This is a genomic window from Delftia sp. HK171 (assembly GCF_001886655.1).
In the GTDB taxonomy this organism is placed as follows: Bacteria; Pseudomonadota; Gammaproteobacteria; order Burkholderiales; family Burkholderiaceae_C; genus Comamonas; species Comamonas acidovorans.
Map to the genome: position 1 here is coordinate 3,948,917 of NZ_CP018101.1, position 19,872 is coordinate 3,968,788.

Genomic DNA, 19,872 nt, shown 5'->3' on the forward strand with positions numbered 1-19,872 from the left:
TTCCGGGAGCAGGATGCAGGGCGGGGATGGTGCTGAAATCAGTTCTTGAGGTAGGCGTCCAGCACCATGCGGTTCCAGTTGGCCGAACCGACCAGGGAATCGCCCAGCTTCTCGGCCGTGGCAACCACCGCACTTTGCTGCTGCTGCAGCGTCTTGACCCGGTCACCCAGACTGGCCATGGACGAGCTGAGGCGGCTGCCCGTGGACAGCGCAGAGTTGGCGCTGCTCTCCACCGCCTTGCCAATGCCGGCCAGGGCCGAGGTCACGCCTGCGGCATCGGCGGCCATGGACTTTTCCAGGGCCTTGGCATCCACCGCCAGCGTGCCGTCCTGGCGCTGGACGATGCCGAGCTTGCCCAGGCTGGGAGCGGTCGCGCTGCCCGTGACACTCATGATGGCCGAGCGCAACTCGCGCAGGGCACGGGTGGCACCCACATCGGAGGAAGAACCGGCCGCCGCGCTCACGCTGCCCTTGGCAACGCTGGAGTTATAGCGCGCCACCAGCTTTTCCAGCGCGCCTTGCACCGACTGGGTGGTGCTGGTGGCCGAGAGCGCGGCCACATCCTTGCCCGCCGAGGCCAGGTCCACCAGGGATGACTTGAACTGCCCCAACGCCGACAGCGAGGTCGATCCCGCCTGGGCCTGGGCCGCAATGCGCTCGTGCGCCTTGGTCAGCGACGGTGCCAGTTTGCGCACCTTCTCCGCTTCGGTGGTCTCGGTCTTGGTGCTGTCCGTCTTGGTGGCGCTGGTCTCCGCAGCGCTCTTCTTGCCGGCCGAATCCGAAGCCGCCTGCGTCGTGCTGCTGTTGAGCTTGGATTGGGCGCGGGCCAGCAGGCTTTGCACGTTCAGGTTGTCGGTTCTGATGCTCATGTTCTCTTCCCTGTGAGTTGGCAGATGGCGCGGGCGCGAGGCCCGTCCACGGTTTGGCAGGAAGACTACCGGGACGCCGCCGCAGCGATGCGGGGAAAAGCAGGCCCCTTGCCCACGACTTGAAGGCTTTGCTGCGCCGGAACGGATGTCCGCCGCCTTCCCGCAGCGGCCCGGCCATGAAAAAGGGCCTCCGAAGAGGCCCTCCAGCAACACATTGCGGCCCTCAGGCCATCTGCGTCAGGGCGCCATAGCGCTCGCGCGCCGTTTGCAGCATGTAGAACGTGATGCGCTTGACCTCGGCCCGGCTGTCGGCGATGTGCTCCCTCAGGCAGGACTGGGCCCGCGCCGCATCGCCAGCCTCGATGGCCGCGAGGATGGCGGCATGGTCGTCATAGGTTGCCGAGACCCGCGGCAGCTTGATGACATCCAGGCGCCGGATGATGCGGATGCGCTCGGTGATGTCCAGGTGGATGCGCGCCATCTCCTGGTTGCCGGTCGCGGCCACCAGGCCGGTATGGAAGGCCTCGTCCAGCGAGGCCACCACGGCGGGGTCGGTCTCGCGCTGCTCCTCGGGCACGCACCAGACCTCGCGCAACGGCTGCAATGACTTCAGCGATTCGCCCACCAGGCTGGCCACGGCGCTGGTCTCCATCAGGGTTCGCACCTCATAGAGATCCTCGAAGTACTTGAAGTCGAAGGCCTTGATCTGCCACCCGCTCTTGAAATGCACATCGACATAGCCATCGCGCTGCAACCAGAACAGCGCCTGGCGCACAGGCGTGCGGCTGACCTGCATGCGCGTGGCGATTTCGCCCTCGCTGAAGCGGTCGCCGGGCAGCAGGCGGAAGTCGAAGATGTCGTTCTTCAGGCAAGCGTAGATCTGCGCGGCCAGCGAGTGCGCGCTGCTTGCAGGCCCCTGGCGCGTCTCGCACACGGGCGGGGAGGCAACCGCGATGCTCATGCGACTGCCATGCCGGTTGGAGAACACCGCCCCTGCCGTTGGCGACAGCCAAGGCCAGCCAGGACCCGGCTCAAGGCGGAGGAAAAGAGCGAAGCCATGCCTGCGGCACCGGGCAGATTTGCGGACGGTGACAGGGTATACGCCGATTGCTGCTGCAATCTCTCTGACGGGTTTGCACGCCGGCAATGGGCAATGGTCCATTCACGCATTTAGTACTCTTTCTTGTGCACAAGTTGGCAGTGGAATTTATTAAAGAAACGAATTGCGTTTTAATAATTGGACCGGCAAAAATATTCTCGACAACGTCCGATGTTCGTGTATGCTCCGCCACTCGCCGCAGTACGGGCCAAACGCACCACAACGGTTCGCAGGCCCCGGCACCAGGCATTCAATGTGCCTGATCAATAGACACAGGAACCCACGCGCGGTAATCCTGCGCATATCCACGGCAATCCATTTTTATCAGAAATTTTCTGCACATTGATAGTGCAGCGAGCAAGTCGATTCCCCATGCCTGCAGCCATGGGTTTTTGTGTTTGTCAAAGATTGACAAGCCTAACGACATTCAGCTTTTGACAGGAATGGAAAGCTGGCCCACGTCAAAAAAATGACACAAAAACCAGCCAGGCACGCGGTTACCCACGCGGCCTCAAGGCGCGTATCTCTGATATTCCCCCAACAGCCCGATTTCGGCTTTCCATACTGAAAAGCCTCCATCGATAGATGGAGGCCATATTCCCGCACGTCCACGGCAACACCCGCGCCAGACGAGTCCGACGCGGGTTGCCGCAGCAGCACAGCTGCGGGAGGAAGCTCAGGCTTCGCGGTTTTCCTTGATGTTGAAGCCCATCTGGCTCTCGGCGCCCTTGCCGCCCTGGTTGGTCTGTTCCCAGTACTGGGTCTTGACCTTGGCAGCCTGGAACGAGTAGTTCACGGTCACGGTGTCAGAGGAGTTGGCGCCGCTGACAGTCACGTTCGTCACCATGACGTCGGTCAGGGTGATCTTGGTGAACTCGATCTGCGAGCCGCCGGCCTTGCACAGCGAGATGTCGACCTGGCCCAGGTGCTTGCCCGTGGCGCAGTGCTTGAGCACGGCGGGGTAGCACTTGTCCACCTTGGCGATGACGTTCAGGTCATGGAAGCTCACCTTGCCGGCGCCGGCACCACCGCCGCTGGACATGGTGTTGGGCTGGGTAGCACCCCAGGTGAAGGAGTCGATGTCGGTCCAGCCCTTGTGGTTGGAATCCTGGGACTCGCCACTGGCGCCCTCGACCTTCATGAACATATCAACGGACATTGCACACCTCTCGAACTAATGGATTAAACGTTCGCATGCAACCCAATAGCCTGATTGCATCGGATAGTTCACACGCGAACAAAGGGGAAACCACTCTCGGGTAGAGCGCACGAAACCGATTCACTTAACACGTGATTCAGATCAGTGCGGCGCATACCCTGGATGGTCAAGGAATGTATTGACAATCGCCTGCAATCCTCACTGTCGTGAACCGCCCTCCTTTGTTGGAGCCGCGATGATAGTGGATAAGGCCGGCAAAATACAAACAATTGAGCAGACTGAATTGTTACGGCGGATACATCTGAAAAAAAATGTATCCACCTCATATCCATTCGATTCGTGTCATGGCTTTTTGCGGAACTCAAGCTACACTCACGCCGCATTCGGAGTCCGATTGAAATACGATCTTGTATTCATGACGAATCCATGACGCTCGTCTTTGGCCCCTGGCTTCAGACAATAGGCTGATTGAGGAAAACCAACGGTTTACAGAGACAGATTACCGGTGTGATGCCGGCTTTCTCCTTGTCCAATGGCCTCGAACAGGTTCGGCACCCTGGCTGCGCGACAGACATCGCCCGCCAGGGTGTGAAACAACATCTTGGGTGGGATTGCATGGATAGCGAAGCAGCATGTTCGACCAACTGCCTTCCGGCAGGTGTCCAGATTGGCGAATACCGCGTGCTCGATGTCATCGGCGAAGGCGGTTTCGGCATCGTCTACAAGGCCCGTGACCTCTCGCTGGACCGCGAGGTCGCGATCAAGGAGTACATGCCTTCGGCCCTGGCCGGACGGCAAAGCTCCCATCAGGTGCATGTGCGCTCGCAGCACCGTGGCGCGTTCGACGCCGGGCTGCGCAGCTTCATCAACGAGGCCCGCCTGCTGGCGCGCTTCTCGCACCCCACCCTGGTGCATGTCTACCGGTTCTTCGAAGCCGGCGGCACGGCCTACATGGTGATGCGCCACTACGAGGGCCAGACGCTGGGCCGCGTGCTGCAGGCATCGTCGGGCCGCATCGACCAGGCCCAGCTCAGCACCCTGCTGGCCCCGCTGCTCGATGTGCTCGAGGTCCTGCATGCACAGGACTGCTTCCACCGCGATATCGCGCCGGACAACATCTTCGTGCAGCGCGATGGCAGCCCCGTGCTGCTGGATTTCGGCGCCGCGCGCCGCATCATCGGCGACATGACCCAGGCGCTGACCATGGTGCTCAAGCCCGGTTTTGCGCCCATCGAGCAGTACGTGGACGACGGCGCCATGCCCCAGGGCGCGTGGACGGACATCTACCAGGTCGGCGCCCTCATTCACCAGGCCGCCACGGGCCGCACTCCTGCCACCTCGGTGGCTCGCATGGTCACGGACCCCATGCAGCCGCTGACTTCCGAGCAGGTTCCCGGCTACTCCGACGCCTTCCTGCAGGGCATGCAAAAAGCCCTGGCCGTGCGCCCGCAGGACCGGCCCCAGTCGATTGCCGAACTGCGCAGCCTGCTGGGCCTGTCTGCCGAAAACCGGGCGGCGCCTGCGCCTGTGGAGCCCAGCCCCAGCCCCAGCCCCATCTACATCCCGATCACGACGCCTGCGGCCGTTCAGGCCGCCATGGCCAGCGAGTCGGCATCCGCGCAGGCACCCCGGTTCCTGCCGATCACGGAAACCTACGTTCCCGCACCCACCCCACAGGTTGCGCCCGTGGCGACGGTCATGCCGGTGGCACCTGTGGCACCTGTGGCACCTGTGATGCCCGTGCCGCCTGTTGCAACGGTTCCACCCGTGGCCCCGGCATCGCCGGCCCCCAGCACACCTGCTGCCATGGCCACGCCTCAGATGGCACCCCCATCTGCGCCCCAGGCCTCTGCCGCCGACCCGATGGGCCTGGGCAACGGGCCGTTCATCGACATCGACCAGGCACTGCCAGGCATGCCGGCGCCTCAGGCTCCGGCTTCAGCACCGGCCCCCGTTCCCGAGCAGCCCGCCGCAGCGCCGGCCGTCCAGGCCAAGCCTCCGGCTGCCCGGCCTCCAGCTGCGGGTGCCCAGGCTGCGCCCAAGGCCAGGCGCAGCAGCATGGCCGTACCGTTGGCCATCGGCGCCCTGGTGCTGGCTGCCATCGCGGGCGGCGGCGTGCTGTGGTACGACCATTCCCAGGACCAGGCACGCGCCAAGACCCTGGCAGCACGCGACAGCCTGGCCTGGCAGCAGGCGCAAAGCCAGTCCAGCCTGGCCCGCCTGCAGGACTACCTGGACAGCTTCCCCGAAGGACAGCACCGCACCGAGGCCCAGGCGCTGCTCAAGCAATTGCTCAACGAGGCCTCGCTGGCCTCCACGGAGCAGGTCCAGCCGATGACCTCGCCCGAGCAGCAGGCCGCGTTGCCCGAGATTGCCCCTTCGCAGCCCGAGCAGAACACGCCCGTCGTCCCCGTCACGGTGGCCACCGGGTCCGAGCCGTTGCCCACCGAGCCGCCCAAGACCGAAGCCCGCCCCGTCAAGCCCGCAGCGGCCACGGGCAAGGTGGTGTTCCGGGTCGTGCCCTGGGGCTATGTCTCCGTGAACCGCGCCCCGGCACGGACCAGCCCGCCGCTGACCCAGATGGAGCTTCCAGAGGGGGAGTACCGCATCGACATCAGCAACCCGGGTGCGGCCTCCACGGTGACCAAGACCATCACGGTCACCAAGGGCGAGTCGGTGACCGTGAACCATCTTTTCGAATGAGCGCGGCCCATGGCTCGACTGATGAACCACCGCTGGCGATGGATGCTGTGCACTGCAGTGCTCGGCCTGCCCTGCCTGGCGCATTCCCAGGCGGCATGCGAAGAAGCCGCGCCGGCCCAAACCGGCTCGGCAGGACGCCCGCAGCTGGCGCAGGGCATTGCGCTGTTCGAGGCGCGCGACCTGGCCCAGGCCGAGCGTGCGCTGCAGGCGGCGCTGTTTGGCGGGCTGGCCGATCCCATGGAGCGGGCCTCTGCCCACAAGTACCTGGCCTACACCTATTGCACGCACAAGGAATGGGCGCGCTGCGAGGCGGCCTTCGATTCCGCGTTCTCCGCACACCCGGGCTTTGCACTGCAAGCCTACGAAACCACGGGCACGCCGTGGCGGGACGCCTACAGCCGCGCCCAGGACCGCTGGATCCAGCGCTGCCCTTCAGCGCAGCGGCTGCGCACGGCGCCTGCGGCACCCACGGCCGGCGGCTTTGCACTGAACAGCCGCGTGATCACCTCGATCACCGCCCTGACACCCGGCCTTGCTCCAGCGCGCTCCGCCGCGCTGGCCGCACGGTCTGAGACGCCACGGACAGATCACAACCTGCGCCTGAGGGTCAGCCCCTGGGCGAATGTGCTGATCAACGGCAAGCCGTCCGGCGTCACCCCTCCCGTCGTGCTGCTCAAGCTGGCGCCAGGCTCCCACACGGTGGAGCTGCGCAATCCCGGCTTCGAGAGCTATCGGCAGGTGATTCGCATCACCGACGGCCAGTCGGTGACCCTTTCCCATGACTTTGATGCCCGCTGACCATGTCCATGACCCTGAATATTCCTCACTCCATCCAGCGCCTGACCCTTGCCCTGGCCGTTGCCTTCGGCCTGGCCGCGTGTGAAACCGCGCCCAAGCCCGTGGAGCCCGAGCCGGCCCCGACCGTGGTCCAGCCTCCGGAGCCCGTCAAGCCCGTGGACCCCGTGGTGATCAAGGAGCAGGAGCTGGTCGAAGCCATCCAGCTCTATGTGGACGGCCGCTATGAGGACGCCATCACGGCGCTGACGCCCCTGTCCACCGCGCAGGAACTGCCCATGAGCAGCCAGGTCAAGGCGCTGAAGTACATCGCCTTCAGCCACTGCGTGGAAGGCCGCCGCAAGCCCTGCCGCCAGCACTTCGACATGGCCCTCGCCCTGGACCCCACCTTCCAGCTGACCGAGGCCGAAAAGGGCCATCCCATCTGGGGCCGGGAGTTCAACAACGCCCGTGCCGCGCTGCGCAACAAGCGCCCTGCGCCAGCGCGCAAAGCCTCCTGAGGCATCCCGACGCTTCCTGAAAACTGCCTAGCCTAAGACTCCATGGACAAAATCGAACTCAGGGTCGTGGACCACGATGGCGTTCCGGTCGATCGCCACTGGCATGCCGTATTCGGCATGGCCGGTGGCACGATCGGACGCAGTGGCCAGAACAAGCTCATCATCTCGGACCCGGACGCTTCCGTCGCGCGCGTGCACGCCATGGTCAGGCTGGATTCCGAGGGAGCCTTTGTTGCGAACCTGAGCGAGCGTGATCCCATCTGGGTGGCAGAGCAGCCCGTGCGTTCGGGCCAGGAAGTGGGCCTGCCCCTGGGTGCGCGCATCCGTATCGGCGCCTACACCCTGGCCGCCGTGGCGCCGGGCACGCCTTTCGAGGCACCGCCTTCGGCTGCAATGCAAAACGCGCAAGCCACACAAGCCGCGCAAGCGGCCCCACCCGCCACAGCCGCCCCGCAGCCCCAGATCGTCCCGCCTCCCGTCGCCGCCCAGCCCCCGTTGCCGGAAGCAGCGCCGCCGGCAGAGGCAGCGCCGCTGGCAGACGTATTGCCTGCCGCCGGCCCCGGCATCGCCGATCCCTGGGAAGGCCTGACGGCACTGAGCCTGGATGCCATCCACACCCCTGCCGTGCCTTCGATCGAGAGCGCCATCCCGCCCGAGCAGGCTGCACTGGCCATGCCGCAGCCCGCCAAGCCGCAGCATCGCCCCTTGCTGATCCCCAATGATTTCGACCCCTTTGCTCCGCCGCCCCAGCAGGCTCGCCAGCAGGAGGAAGGCTGGGCCGGCCTGCCATCGCAAGGCACGGGCGAGCTGATACAGCAGCGCCATGACGGCATGGTCCACACGCTGCCGCTCAAGGGCCTGAGCACCGAGGCCTTGCATGATGCCTCCCATACCGGCCTGCCTTCGTGCTTCGAGCAATCCCAAAAGCTCGACCCGCTTGCGCTGTTCGACCAGGGCGGCCTGCCCCCCGATGCGCAGCCGCTGCAGCAGGCCTCGGGCCGGGGCTCCGAACTGGGCCAGGCCTTCAATCTGCCGCGCATGCAGTCGCATGCACAGCCCGCAGAGCCGGTGCCACCGCAGGAGGCGGCAGCACCGGCCCAGCCCGCACTCCCGCCTGTGATCGATACCGTGATTCCTGCAGTGCAGGAGCAGCTTCCTGTACAGGTAGAGGCGCGGGCACAGGTACAGACGCAGGGACCGACGCAGGCACAGGACATTCCGGTTGCCGCGCCTGCCCCGGCGCCCGTGCCCCAGATCCCCGCCGAGCCGGCCGCGCTGGACGGTCTGCTGCCCACCAATGGACTGGATCTGGACCTCTTCAAGTCCGGTCTTGCCCATGTTGCGCCCGTCGCCAGGGCTGCCGCTGCCTCGGCCCCCCTTGACGCAGGTGTCAACCTAAATATCCCCGCGGCCTCCAGCATCCTCGGCCAGGGCGACGCCGCCATCCCCATCGGCGCCCTGCCCTCCACCGCCGCGCCCGTCGATATTCCCGTGCAGCCCCAGCCGACCGCCAGCGCCGATCTACAGGCACTGGCCGCCGCCTTCATGGAGGGCGCAGGCCTGAACCCGGCCAAGACCCATTTCGAGGTCACACCGGAATTCATGCGCACTTTCGGCGAAGCCCTGCGCATTGCCGTGCAGGGAACCATCGACCTGCTGGCCGCGCGCTCCGAGATCAAGCGCGAGTTCCGCGCCGGCGTGACCATCATTGCCACGGGGGCCAACAACCCGCTCAAGTTCCTGCCCAATTCCGAGGGCGTGCTCATGCAGATGGTCCACCAGACCTTCCCGGGCTTCATGAAGCCGCTGCCTGCCATGCAGGACGCCTTCCAGGACCTGCATGTGCACCAGCTGGCCCTGATGGCCGGCATCCGCGCCGCCTATGCCGAAGCCCTGACCCGGTTCGATCCGACCGAGCTGGAGCGCCGCACCGAAACCAACCCGGGCCTGCTGGACAAGCTGCTGACCAATGGCCGCAAGGCCGCGCTGTGGGACGACTACAAGCACAACTTCGACGTGCTGCGCCGCCATGCCGAGGACGACCTGATGGCCTTCTCGGGCCGCACCTTCGTCGAGGCCTACGAAAACGCCGAGCAGTCCGTGAAAGGCCAGCCGTGATCGCCTACCTCGACGGAGACGGCCACCGCTACAGCATCCAGGTGGCCAGCGCATCCCACAGCGGCAGGCGTTCCAGCAACGAAGACGCCATGGGCCTGATGGACCTGGGCGCCGGCGGCCTGTGCTGCACGCTGGCCGACGGTGCAGGCGGGCATGGGCATGGCGAACTCGCCGCTCAGCTCACCGTGCAGGCCGTGCTGGATGGCTTCCGGCAGAACCCGCTGTTCGCCCCCGCCAGCCTGGCCTCCCTGATTTCCCAGGCGGAGCACCGCGTCAGCGGCCAGCAGTCCACTTCGGTCTCGCGCATGCACATGAGCGCCACCGTGGTGGTGCTGTGCATCGATCCCGAGCAGGGCCGGGCCCTGTGGGCGCACTGGGGCGACTCGCGCCTGTACTGGTTCCGCGCGGGCCGCATGCACCTGCGCACCGAAGACCACAGCCTGGTGCAGCAGCTGCTGCACGCCGGCCTGTACGAGGAGAACGACCCGCGCCGCCTGCCCAACCGCAACGTGCTGGCCGGCGCCATTGGCGCCGAGGGCCAGGTGCCGCCCAGCATCCGCGCCGACGCCGTGGCCCTGGAGGCCGGCGATGTCTTCCTGCTGTGCTCGGACGGCCTGTGGGAAGGCATGCACGAGTCGGAAATGGAGCAGTTGCTGGCCGCCAGCCAACGCCCCGACGAATGGATACAGCGCATGGTCGGCCGCGTCGTATCCAGCGGCAATCCGCACCAGGACAACCTCAGCGCGCTGACGGTGTGGATCTGCCCGCGTGAAACCAATGACTGACATCGAGACAGGAGAAGCCATGTGGAGATCAGAGGAACCGCAGGAACCGCAGGGGCGCCGGCAGGCGCTGCAAACGCTGGGCGCCTTGGGCCTGGGCACGGCCGTGGTGACCGGCCTGGCCGGCTGCGGCTCCCTCAACCCCCTGAGCCGCGCGCCCGAAGTGGCGCCCACAGCCGTGCCCACCGCCATATTCGAAGTGGTGGCGGACATGGACATCAACCCGGACCGTGAAGGCATTCCCAAGCCCGTGCTGCTGCGCATCTACGAGCTGCGCGCCTCCGCCGCCTTCGACCGCGCCGGCTTCTTCGACCTGCAGGACAAGGACGACGGCCAGCTGGGCAGCGACTTCGTGCGGCGCGAGGAATTCCTGGTCGCGCCCGGCCAGCGCCAGGTGATTGAGCGCAAGGGCAACCCCGATGTGCGCGCCTTCGGCCTGTTCGCCGCCTACCGCGATCTGGAGCGCAGCACCTGGCGCGCCTCGGCCGTCGCGCCCAACTCCGTGGAGCTGCGCAGGCGCTGGTGGGGCATGGGCTCCACCGAAAAGCTGCAGCCCGTGCGCTACCAGGTGCACCTGACCCGCGAAGAGGTCACCGTCCGCATTCAACCCGCATCCCAATAAACGCACATCTATCCACCATGGTCTGGCAACGCAAAGTCATCTGGGCCGAGGGCATGTTCCTTCGGCCCCAGCACTTCCAGCAGCAGGAGCGCTTCCTGTTCCGGCAACTGCAGTCACGCAGCCTGCCGGGGCAGCCCTTTTTCTGGGGCTTCTCGGAACTGGAGCTGGACACCGATCTGCTGCGCATGGGCAAGCTGGGCATCCGTTCGGCCCACGGCGTGCTGCCCGACGGCACACCGTTCCAGCTGCCGGGCGACGACGAGGCGCCCACCCCGCTGGACATCGGCAAGGACTTCAAGGACGTGGTGGTCCACCTGGCGCTGCCGCTGCGCCGCTTCTCGGGCAGCGAAGTGACCTTTGGCGAAGGCTCCCAGAGCCCTGCGCGCTATCTCAGCGACGTGACCGAAGTGGCGGACAGCAACGACGTGGGTTCCCAGCCCGCCGAGGTGCAGCTGGGCCGGCTGCGCCTGAGCCTGCGCCCCGCCCACGAGCTGACCGAAGGCTGGGTCAGCCTGCCCGTGGCCCATGTGGTGGAGCGCCAGGCCAGCGGCGGCGTGCTGCTGGAGCCCGGCTTCATCCCCACCGTGGTCAACAACGGGCCCAGCTCGGTGCTCAACACCTTCTGCAAGGAAATCCACGGCCTGCTGCGCCAGCGCGGCGAAGTGCTGGCCCAGCGCATGATCCAGCCCGAGCGCGGCGGCATCGGCGAGGTCGGCGACTTCCTGCTGCTGCAGCTCATCAACCACTGGACGGGCGCGGCCCAGCACTGGGTGCGCACCGCCAGCATCCACCCCGAGCGCCTGTTCGAGGAACTGCTGCGCCTGGCCGCCGAGCTGACCACCTTCGACCACGAGCGCCGCCGCCCCGAGGTGCTGCCCGCCTACGACCATGACGACCTGCGGCGCAGCTTCCCGCCGCTGATGCTGGAGCTGCGGCGCAGCCTGTCCTCGGTGCTGGAGCAAAACGCCATCCAGATCCCGCTGCACGACCGCCAGTACGGCGTGCGCGTGGCGCTGATCCCGTCCACCGAACTGCTCACCACCTGCGACTTCGTGCTGGCCGCCCATGCCCAGACCACGCCGGAATTCCTGCGTACCCACTTTCCCACCCAGACCAAGCTGGGCCCCGTGGAGCGCATACGCGACCTAGTGAACCTGCACCTGCCCGGCGTCACGCTGCGGCCCCTGCCCATTGCCCCGCGCGAGATTCCCTACCACGCGGGCTACAACTACTTCGAGGTGGACACCACGCACGACCTGTGGAACCAGCTGCAAAGCTCCGGCGGCCTTGCCATGCACGTCTCCGGCGAATTCCCCGACCTGCAACTGGAGTTCTGGGCCATCCGCCGCTGACGGCGCGACGCCTCTTCCGACATGAACAGTTCCAACATCAGCCACCAAATGCCCTGGGGCGGCGACGCCGACACGGGCCGTGCCGAAGGCGCGGCCAGCGCCGCGCCCGCGCCTGCCGGCCAGGAGCCGCTGCGCTCCAACCTGCCCGACGTGGTCAGCGGCGGCAACCCGCTGGTGGCCGCCGCCAACCGGCTGCTGAACCTCATCCCCCAGATCCGCGCCATGGTCACCAACGAGGACCCGCGCGCGCTGCAACAACTGCTGCTCGAGCACATCCGCGAGTTCGAGCAGCGCGCAGGCGCCAGCGGCGTGCCCATGGAAACCATCATCGGTGCACGCTACTGCATCTGCACGGTGCTGGACGAGACCGCCGCCCAGACGCCCTGGGGCAGTGCCGGCGTCTGGCCCAAGCACAGCCTGCTGGTCGCCCTGCACAACGAAACCTGGGGCGGCGAGAAGTTCTTTCAGCTGCTGGCCCGCCTGGTGCAGACGCCGCACCAGCACATCGACCTGATCGAGCTGCTGTACTACTGCGTGATGCTGGGCTTTGAAGGCCGCTACCGCGTGATCGACAACGGCCGCGCCCAGCTGGAAACGCTGAAGGCGCGCCTGCTGCAGCTCATCGAATCGACGCGCGGCGACCGCAGCAGCCTGCTGTCCGTGCACTGGCGTGGCGTGCAGCGCCTGGCCTCGCCGCCCTGGGCCATGGTGCCGCTGTGGGTGGCGGCTGCCATCACCTTGCTGCTGGCGTTCTTTATCTACCTGTGGTTCAGCTACCGGCTGTCCAACAGTTCGGACGACCTGTTCGCCGCCATCAACGAGATCCGCTTCCCGCGCACCTCAGCGGCCGCCACCGTCGCCACGCTCAAGCCGCGGCTGCGCCAGTTCCTGGAGCCCGAGATCCGCGAAGGCCTGGTCAGCGTGCGCGACGAGGCCGACCGCAGCACCGTCATCCTGCGCGGCGACGGCCTGTTCGACCCGGCCGCCACCGTCGTCAAGCCCCGCTACGTGCAGGTCATCCACCGCGTGGCAGCGGCGCTGGACGAAGTGCCGGGCAAGGTCGTCGTCAATGGCTACACCGACAACCTGCCCATCCGCACGGCGCGCTTCCCGTCCAACTGGAACCTGTCGCAGGAACGTGCCCAGGCCGTGTCCCAGATGCTGGGCGGCTCGCTGCGCGACCGCCAGCGCCTGCATGCCGAGGGCCGTGCCGACAGCGACCCCGTCGCCCCCAACAACACGGCAGAAGGCCGGGCGCTGAACCGGCGGGTGGAAATCGTCCTGCTGGTCGCGCCCCAGCAACGTGACCAGCAACTGCAGGCCCTGCCTGCCGCACCCGAGACCAGGAACTGATCCCATGATCCGTCGCATCGCCTCATGGCTGTTCAACCGCTACATGCTGGAGCTTCTGGGCCTGGTGGCCCTGAGCCTGCTCATCTGGTTCGTCGGCCCGCTCGTCTTCATCCAGCCCTACCAGCCGCTGGGCAGCCCCACCGTGCGCTGGTGGATCATCGCCGGCCTGTTCATCCTCTGGTTCCTGCGCCTGCTGCTGCGCTGGTGGCGCGCACAGCGCATGAACGAGCACCTCATGACCGGCCTGGCCCGCCTGACCTCGCCGCGCGAGGCGGACGGCACGCCCGCAGCAGGCTCCGAGGAAGTGGCCGAGCTGGAGTCGCGCTTCAAGGAAGCCCTGGACACGCTGAGCAAGACCCGCTTCGGCCAGACCGAAGGCGGCCTGTTCGGCCGCTGGAACAAGCGCTACATCTACCAGCTGCCCTGGTACCTGATCATCGGCTCGCCGGGTTCGGGCAAGACCACGGCCCTGATCAACTCAGGGCTGGACTTCCCGCTGGCGGCCCAGTTCGGCAAGCGTGCCATCCCCGGCATAGGCGGCACGCGCAACTGCGACTGGTGGTTCACCGACCAGGCCGTGCTGCTGGACACGGCCGGCCGCTACACCACCCAGGAAAGCGATGCGGAGCAGGACAAGGCAGCCTGGAAGGGCTTCATGCAGCTGCTCAAGCGCTTTCGCGGACGCCAGCCCGTCAACGGCGTGATCGTCACGCTCAGCGTGCAGGAACTGCTCAGTGCCAGCGACGCCGAGCGCGCCCAGCTGGCCCAGCTGATCGGCCTGCGCCTGAGCGAGCTGTGCGAGGAGCTGACCATCCGCTTCCCCGTCTACGTGCTGGTCACCAAGAGCGACCTGCTGGCGGGCTTCAACGAGTTCTTCGGGGCCATGAGCCGCGAGGAGCGCGCCCAGGTCTGGGGCTTCACCTACCCCTATGACGAAAAGACCCAGCGCTCGCCCGCCAGCGACCCGCAGGCAGCCAGCGCCCTGTACATGGAGGAGTTCGACGCCCTAGTCGCCCAGATCAACCGCCTGCTGCCCCAGCGGCTGATGACCGAGCCGGATCTTGCGCGCCGCAGCCTGCTCTACGCACTGCCCCAGCAGTTTGCCGGCCTCAAGGACGTGGTGCGCGACACGCTGGATGCGGCGTTCTCCGCCTCGCGCTTCAAGGAAAAACCGTTGCTGCGCGGCGTCTACTTCACCAGCGGCACGCAGGAGGGCATGCCCTTCGACCGCGTGATGTCCGCCCTGTCGCGCCGCTTTGCGCTGCGTGGCCGCCTGCCGGCCGATGCCGTGCCACAGCAGGGCCGCAGCTACTTCCTGGAGTCGCTGTTCAAGGACGTGATGTTCAACGAGTCCGGCCTGACCGGGCGCAACGCCAAGAAAGAGCGCCAGCTGCGCCTGATGCAGGCCGCCGGCCTGTGCGCCCTGCTGCTGGCCCTGGGCGGCGCGGCCCTGGCCTGGACGCTGAGCTACGAGAACAACCAGCGCTACCTGAACGAAGTGGCCGACAACGCCGGCACGCTGCGCCAGGCCGTGGAGGAATCCAAGGCCACCGATCCCGACAACGTGGTCGCCCTGGTGCCCATGCTCAACCACGCGGCGCGCGTGGCGCAGAGCAGCCGCTTCGAGGAATCGGCCCCGCTGGGCTGGCGCTGGGGCCTGCTGCAGGTGCCCAAGGTGCAGACGGCCGCCCACGCCACCTACCTGCGCCTGCTGGAAGACGCCTGGCTGCCGCGCCTGAGCAGCCATGTCGCGCGCTCGCTGCGCCAAGTCAGCACCGGCAGCCCCGAGGCCAGCTACGAAACGCTCAAGGCCTATCTCATGCTCTACGAGCCCGACCACTTCGACGCCACCTTCGTCAAGGCCTGGCTGCGCAGCGATTGGGAAAACACCCTGCCCCAGCATCTGGTGCAGGCCGGCCTGGTGGACCAGCTGTCCGAGCACCTGGACCGCCTCATCGACGGCCGCGTGGTGGTCTCCGCACAGCCCATCGACGCCAACCTGGTCGCCGAAGTGCGCCAGCGCCTGGCCCAGATGTCGCCCGCCCAGCGCGCCTACAGCCGCCTCAAGCAGTTGCTGAACACCGGCGACAAGCTGCCGCCCGACTTCAGCGTGGTGCGTGCCAGCGGGCCCGAGGCGCCCCAGGTCTTTGCGCGTGCCAGCGGCAAGCCGCTCACCCAGGGCATCAGCGGCCTGTTCACCTATGACGGCTACCACGGCCTCTTCCTGCACGAGCTGCCCAAGGTCACCACCTTGCTGGCCAAGGAGGAAACCTGGGTGCTGGGCCAGGCCGAAGGCCGGCGCAGCGTGGCCCAGGAAGTGCTCACGGGCCAGCTGGCCAACGAGGTCAAGCGCCTGTACCTGATGGAGTACGCGCGCCTGTGGGAAACCTTCCTGGCCGACATCCGCCCCATACGCACGGCCTCGCTGGAGCAGGCCGGCGAGCAGGCCCGCCTGTACTCGTCCGCCAACTCCAGCCTGGAGCAGTTCATCCGCGCCGTGGCCCGCGAGACCACGCTGGCCCGCCGCCCGGACCAGCAGGAAGGCGGCAGCTCGGGCAGCACCAGCAGCTGGCTGGGCGAGAAACTGCAGCGCATCCGCGAGGAACAGCACCAGCTCAGCCGCCTGACCGGCAAGCCGCTGAACGTGGGCGGCATGCTGGCCACCGGCACGCTGGAGGCCGACATCGTGGACTTCCGCTTCCGCGAATACCGGCGCCTTGCCACCAGCAACGGCTCGGGCCCGGCTCCCATCACCGCCAGCCTGCAGGTGCTCAACGAGGCGGCGGCCGTCATCGCCTCGGCGCGCCAGCAGGTGATCCAGGGCGGCGGCGTGCCTCCCTCGCTAAGCGGCACGCTGGAGAAGGTGCGCTCGGAAGCCAAGCGCGTGCCGCCTCCGCTCAACAGCATGTACGAGGCCCTGGCCACGTCCACCTCGTCCTTCGTGGGAAGCAGCGTGCGCAGCACGCTGGGCGGCAACCTCAACGCCACCATCGGCGACTTCTGCCGCCGGGCCATCCTGGGCCGCTACCCCTTCACGCGCAGCGCCACGCGCGACGTGACCACGGACGACTTCGCCCGCCTGTTCGCCACCGGCGGCACCATGGACGAGTTCTTCCGCACCCAGCTGCAGACCATGGTGGACATCTCCACCGTGCCCTGGACCTTCAAGCAGGGTGTGGACGGCACGCCGGTGGGGGGCTCTGCCTCGCTGGCCGCCTTCCAGCGCGCGGCCTCCATCCGCGACGTGTTCTTCCGCGCAGGCGGCAACACGCCCGGCATCCGGCTGGAGATCAAGCCGCTGGACATGGACGCCTCCATCTCCCAGATGGTGCTGGACGTGGACGGCGAAATCGTGCGCTACCAGCACGGCCCGCAAATCCCCAAGGCCGTCTCCTGGCCCGGCACGCGCGGCACCGGCCAGGCCCGGCTGCAGATCACGGCCGCCGGCGCCCAGAACACCGGCATCGTGACCGAAGGCCCCTGGGCGCTGCACCGCCTGTTCGACCGTGCCCAGATCCTGCCGGGCAACTCGCCCGAGCGTTTCACAGCCATCTTCACCATCGACGGACGCAAGCTGCGCATGGAAGTCACCACCAGCAGCGTCCTCAACCCATTCCGGCTCAAGGCCATGGAGGAATTCGAATGTCCGGACCGGCTGTGAACGCCATGACCCTCCAGCGACCCTGCGCCGCCTGGTGGGGCAAGCTGCCAAGCCAGGGCGATTTCGTCGGCCGGCGCATGCCCCACGCACTGACCATGCGCTGGGACGAGTGGCTGCGCAACGGCATGGACCAGCTGCGCAGCGATGCGGCCGACAACTGGTCCACGCGCTTCGTGCACTCGCCGCTGTGGTTCTTCCTGTGCCCCGCCTCCATCCTGGGCCAGCCCATGGTGGGCGTGATCGGGCCCAGCTCCGACCGCATCGGCCGGCTCTTTCCACTGGCCATCATGGCCACGGTGGACGGCAGCTCCGGCATACCGGCGTCGGACCAGGACATCGAACGCTTTCTGAGCGGCGCACGCGATGCACTCATCGACGCCCGGCGCCTGCCCCTGTCAGCCCAGCAGCTCGACGAGCGGCTGGCCACCCTGCAATGGCCGTTCCAGCAGGACGGCCGCACGCAAGACAGCACCTCCATTCACAGCCTGCTGGCGGACCTTGACATGGGCGCCTCGCAAGGCAACGCCGCGCGCCTGCCGCGCATGGACTGGCGCGCCTGCATGCGCCCGGGCTCCACCACCTCTGTCTGGTGGATCTCGGCCACGCCGCGCCACGCCCCTGACGAAGTGGTCCAGCACGAAGTGCTGCACCGCCGCCTGTTCACCCGGCTGTTCAAGGGCGCCTGAGTTCGTCCAGATCGCACCGTCCACTCCACACCATACCCAAGCAACACCGACCCGCCCATGGCCAATATCCAGGACCTGCTGACCGAGACCGCCGCCGAGCCGCCCTGCGGCCCGGACCTTACCTATGACAACGATTTCCAGGCCATGGAAAGCGCTGCGCAGGGCAAGGTAGAACAGCAGTTCGGCGACACCGTCATCCCCGCCGAGCCACCGGACTGGCGCGACGTGGAGCGCCAGGCCTCGGCCCTGATGCAGCGCACCAAGGACCTGCGCGTGGCCGTGCTGCTGTGCCGTGCCTGGACCATCCTGCACGGCCTGCCCGGCACGCTGCAGGGCCTGCAGCTGTGCGGCGCCCTGCTGGAGCGCCACTGGGAGCATGTCCACCCCCTGCCCGAGGATGGCGACGACTACTTCATGCGCATGAATGCCCTGGGCACCCTGTCGGACGTGACAGGCTTTGTGCGTGACCTGCGCAACGCCGACTTCCTGCGCGGCGCGCTGGGCCAGATCAGCGTGCGCGACGCCGAACTGATGGCCAAGGGCAACGTGCCCGAGGACCTGCCGCACCTGACCGCCGACGAATTGCGCATGGCCTCGGCCCGCGCGCATGCCGAGGGCCACGAAACCCTGCTGGCCGTCACCCCCGCACTGCAGGAACTCGACCAGATCCGCGCCTGCTGCGAACAGCACCTGCCCAGCCACCAGCAGCCCGAGCTCGACGGCCTGCGCCAGCTGCTGCTGGCCCTCAAGCAATGGCAGCCCCAGTCCACAGGCGATGCCGACACGGCCGCTGAAACCGATCCGGCCGCACAAACCGGCACAGAGGGCGGCACGGCGGCCCACCCCGCGCCAGGCTCGGCACCCGCCCCGGCGCGCAACCGCGAACAGGCGATTGCCCAGTTGCTGGAAATCGCCGCCTTCGTGGAGCGCACCGAGCCCTCCAACCCCGCCCCCCTGCTCATCCGCCGCGCCGCCCGCTTCATGCGCATGGGCTTCATGGACATCCTGCGCGAACTGTCCCCCGACAGCCTGGCCCAGGTGGAAGTGATCACGGGCGCCCACCTGCAGGAGCAGCAGACATGAATGCCAAATGCTGTTTCATGGCCCTGGGCGTGGGCCTCTCGACGCCAGCCTTCGCAGATGCCGGTGCACGGCCTGCAAACGCCATCGAGCGCATCACGATCCGCGACGGCACCGCCAAAAGCGAAGACCCCAGCATCCATTGCGATTCACTGCGCATTGACGAAAAGCGCGCGCGCTACTTCCTGCGCCACGCCAGGCCCAGCAGCCAGTTCAATTACGCGCATGCCTATGAAACCGGTAGCTGCAGTGCCAGTGCCCTCGTGCGCTTCAAGGGAGGCCGGCAGGTCAACCTGACCATCGACAGCGGCACGGGCTGGGGGACGGCGGAGAACAAGCGCTCCATCGCCTACCTCTACTGCGAGGAATGCACGGACCTGCTGGCCCCGGACTTCGCTTTCAAGGAGCTGGCTGCCCCATGACACCCACCCCGTCCACCTGTTTCCACACGGCCTCTTGCGCCCTCAGCCCTTCGGTCCGCCGCAAGGCGGGACTCCAGGCTTTTTACTTCTGCGACCCATTTTTTTCTTGAAAGGAACACCCGCATGTCGCTCACCAAAACCGGCAAGAGTGGTCAGAAATTCATCGCGCGCAACCGTGCGCCGCGCGTGCAGATCGAGTACGACGTCGAGATCTACGGTTCGGAAAAGAAGGTGCAGATCCCCTTCGTGATGGGTGTGCTGGCCGATCTGTCGGGCAAGCCCGTCGATCCGCTGCCCGAAATCGCCGACCGCAAGTTCCTGGAAATCGACATCGACAACTTCGATGCGCGCATGAAGTCCATCAAGCCCCGCGTCGCCTTCCAGGTGGACAACACGCTGACGGGCGAGGGCAAGCTCAACATCGACCTGAGCTTCGAGAGCATGGAGGACTTCTCCCCCGCCGCCATCGCGCGGCGCGTGGGCGCGCTCAACTCGCTGCTGGAGGCACGCACCCAGCTGCACAACCTGCTGTCCTACATGGACGGCAAGCAGGGCGCCGAGGAGCTGATCGGCAAGGTGCTCAAGGACCCTGCGCTGCTCAAGTCGCTGGCCGCCGCGCCCAACATCACTGCCCCGCAGGCCTCGGGCCCTGCATCCGAGGCTTGAGGCAG

16 protein-coding genes are annotated in these 19,872 nt (G+C 67.0%); 13 read left to right on the plus strand and 3 right to left on the minus strand.

Annotated features, from left to right (window positions below; genetic code table 11):
- Nucleotides 1–38: 38 nt before the first annotated feature.
- The 3 genes from fliD to BO996_RS17745 all read right to left on the minus strand — a co-directional run bounded on the left by fliD (nucleotide 39) and on the right by BO996_RS17745 (nucleotide 3,127).
- Nucleotides 39–869, minus strand: a complete 831-nt coding sequence (gene fliD, locus BO996_RS17735) for a flagellar filament capping protein FliD (protein WP_071955970.1) — start codon at nucleotides 867–869, stop codon at nucleotides 39–41.
- A 223-nt stretch (nucleotides 870–1,092) separates the two neighbouring features.
- Nucleotides 1,093–1,830, minus strand: a complete 738-nt coding sequence (locus BO996_RS17740; protein ID WP_013802371.1) for a GntR family transcriptional regulator — start codon at nucleotides 1,828–1,830, stop codon at nucleotides 1,093–1,095.
- 814 nt (nucleotides 1,831–2,644) lie between these two features.
- Entirely contained in the window at nucleotides 2,645–3,127 is a 483-nt protein-coding gene (locus BO996_RS17745) for an Hcp family type VI secretion system effector (protein ID WP_013802370.1), read from the minus strand.
- 615 nt (nucleotides 3,128–3,742) lie between these two features.
- Here BO996_RS17745 and BO996_RS17750 point away from each other — a divergent pair.
- The 13 genes from BO996_RS17750 (at nucleotide 3,743) to tssB (ending at nucleotide 19,867) form a co-directional block, all read left to right on the plus strand.
- Nucleotides 3,743–5,830, plus strand: coding sequence for a serine/threonine protein kinase (locus BO996_RS17750; protein ID WP_071955971.1), 2,088 nt, complete (start codon nucleotides 3,743–3,745; stop codon nucleotides 5,828–5,830).
- 9 nt (nucleotides 5,831–5,839) lie between these two features.
- Complete coding sequence (locus tag BO996_RS17755; protein ID WP_063326055.1) at nucleotides 5,840–6,628, plus strand: PEGA domain-containing protein; 789 nt, start codon at nucleotides 5,840–5,842, stop codon at nucleotides 6,626–6,628.
- 2 nt (nucleotides 6,629–6,630) lie between these two features.
- Nucleotides 6,631–7,125, plus strand: coding sequence for a TssQ family T6SS-associated lipoprotein (locus BO996_RS17760; protein WP_012205665.1), 495 nt, complete (start codon nucleotides 6,631–6,633; stop codon nucleotides 7,123–7,125).
- Between the two features lie 42 nt (nucleotides 7,126–7,167).
- Nucleotides 7,168–9,243 (plus strand): type VI secretion system-associated FHA domain protein TagH, encoded by a 2,076-nt coding sequence (gene tagH, locus BO996_RS17765; RefSeq protein ID WP_071955972.1) that lies wholly within the window; start codon nucleotides 7,168–7,170, stop codon nucleotides 9,241–9,243.
- The gene (locus BO996_RS17770) at nucleotides 9,240–10,028 is read left to right on the plus strand and encodes a PP2C family protein-serine/threonine phosphatase (protein ID WP_071955973.1); all 789 of its coding nucleotides are present in this window, start codon (nucleotides 9,240–9,242) and stop codon (nucleotides 10,026–10,028) included. The genes tagH and BO996_RS17770 overlap by 4 nt, the downstream gene beginning before the upstream one ends.
- Nucleotides 10,029–10,047: 19 nt before the next feature.
- Entirely contained in the window at nucleotides 10,048–10,647 is a 600-nt protein-coding gene (gene tssJ, locus BO996_RS17775) for a type VI secretion system lipoprotein TssJ (protein WP_071955974.1), read from the plus strand.
- Nucleotides 10,648–10,664: 17 nt separating this feature from the next.
- Nucleotides 10,665–11,999 (plus strand): type VI secretion system baseplate subunit TssK, encoded by a 1,335-nt coding sequence (gene tssK, locus BO996_RS17780; protein WP_071955975.1) that lies wholly within the window; start codon nucleotides 10,665–10,667, stop codon nucleotides 11,997–11,999.
- 21 nt (nucleotides 12,000–12,020) lie between these two features.
- On the plus strand, nucleotides 12,021–13,352 hold the full coding sequence (locus tag BO996_RS17785) for a DotU family type VI secretion system protein (RefSeq protein WP_012205670.1): 1,332 nt from the start codon (nucleotides 12,021–12,023) through the stop codon (nucleotides 13,350–13,352).
- Between the two features lie 4 nt (nucleotides 13,353–13,356).
- Nucleotides 13,357–17,013 carry a type VI secretion system membrane subunit TssM gene (tssM, locus tag BO996_RS17790; RefSeq protein ID WP_043823006.1) on the plus strand — a complete coding sequence of 1,219 codons (3,657 nt, stop codon included), beginning with the start codon at nucleotides 13,357–13,359 and terminating at the stop codon, nucleotides 17,011–17,013.
- 5 nt (nucleotides 17,014–17,018) lie between these two features.
- Nucleotides 17,019–17,699, plus strand: coding sequence for a type VI secretion system-associated protein TagF (gene tagF / locus BO996_RS17795; RefSeq protein WP_232240361.1), 681 nt, complete (start codon nucleotides 17,019–17,021; stop codon nucleotides 17,697–17,699).
- Between the two features lie 57 nt (nucleotides 17,700–17,756).
- Nucleotides 17,757–18,782, plus strand: coding sequence for a type VI secretion system protein TssA (tssA, locus tag BO996_RS17800; RefSeq protein ID WP_071955977.1), 1,026 nt, complete (start codon nucleotides 17,757–17,759; stop codon nucleotides 18,780–18,782).
- Nucleotides 18,779–19,201 (plus strand): hypothetical protein, encoded by a 423-nt coding sequence (locus tag BO996_RS17805; RefSeq protein WP_071955978.1) that lies wholly within the window; start codon nucleotides 18,779–18,781, stop codon nucleotides 19,199–19,201. The genes tssA and BO996_RS17805 overlap by 4 nt, the downstream gene beginning before the upstream one ends.
- A gap of 123 nt (nucleotides 19,202–19,324) precedes the next feature.
- Nucleotides 19,325–19,867 carry a type VI secretion system contractile sheath small subunit gene (tssB, locus tag BO996_RS17810; RefSeq protein WP_012205675.1) on the plus strand — a complete coding sequence of 181 codons (543 nt, stop codon included), beginning with the start codon at nucleotides 19,325–19,327 and terminating at the stop codon, nucleotides 19,865–19,867.
- Nucleotides 19,868–19,872: the final 5 nt, after the last annotated feature.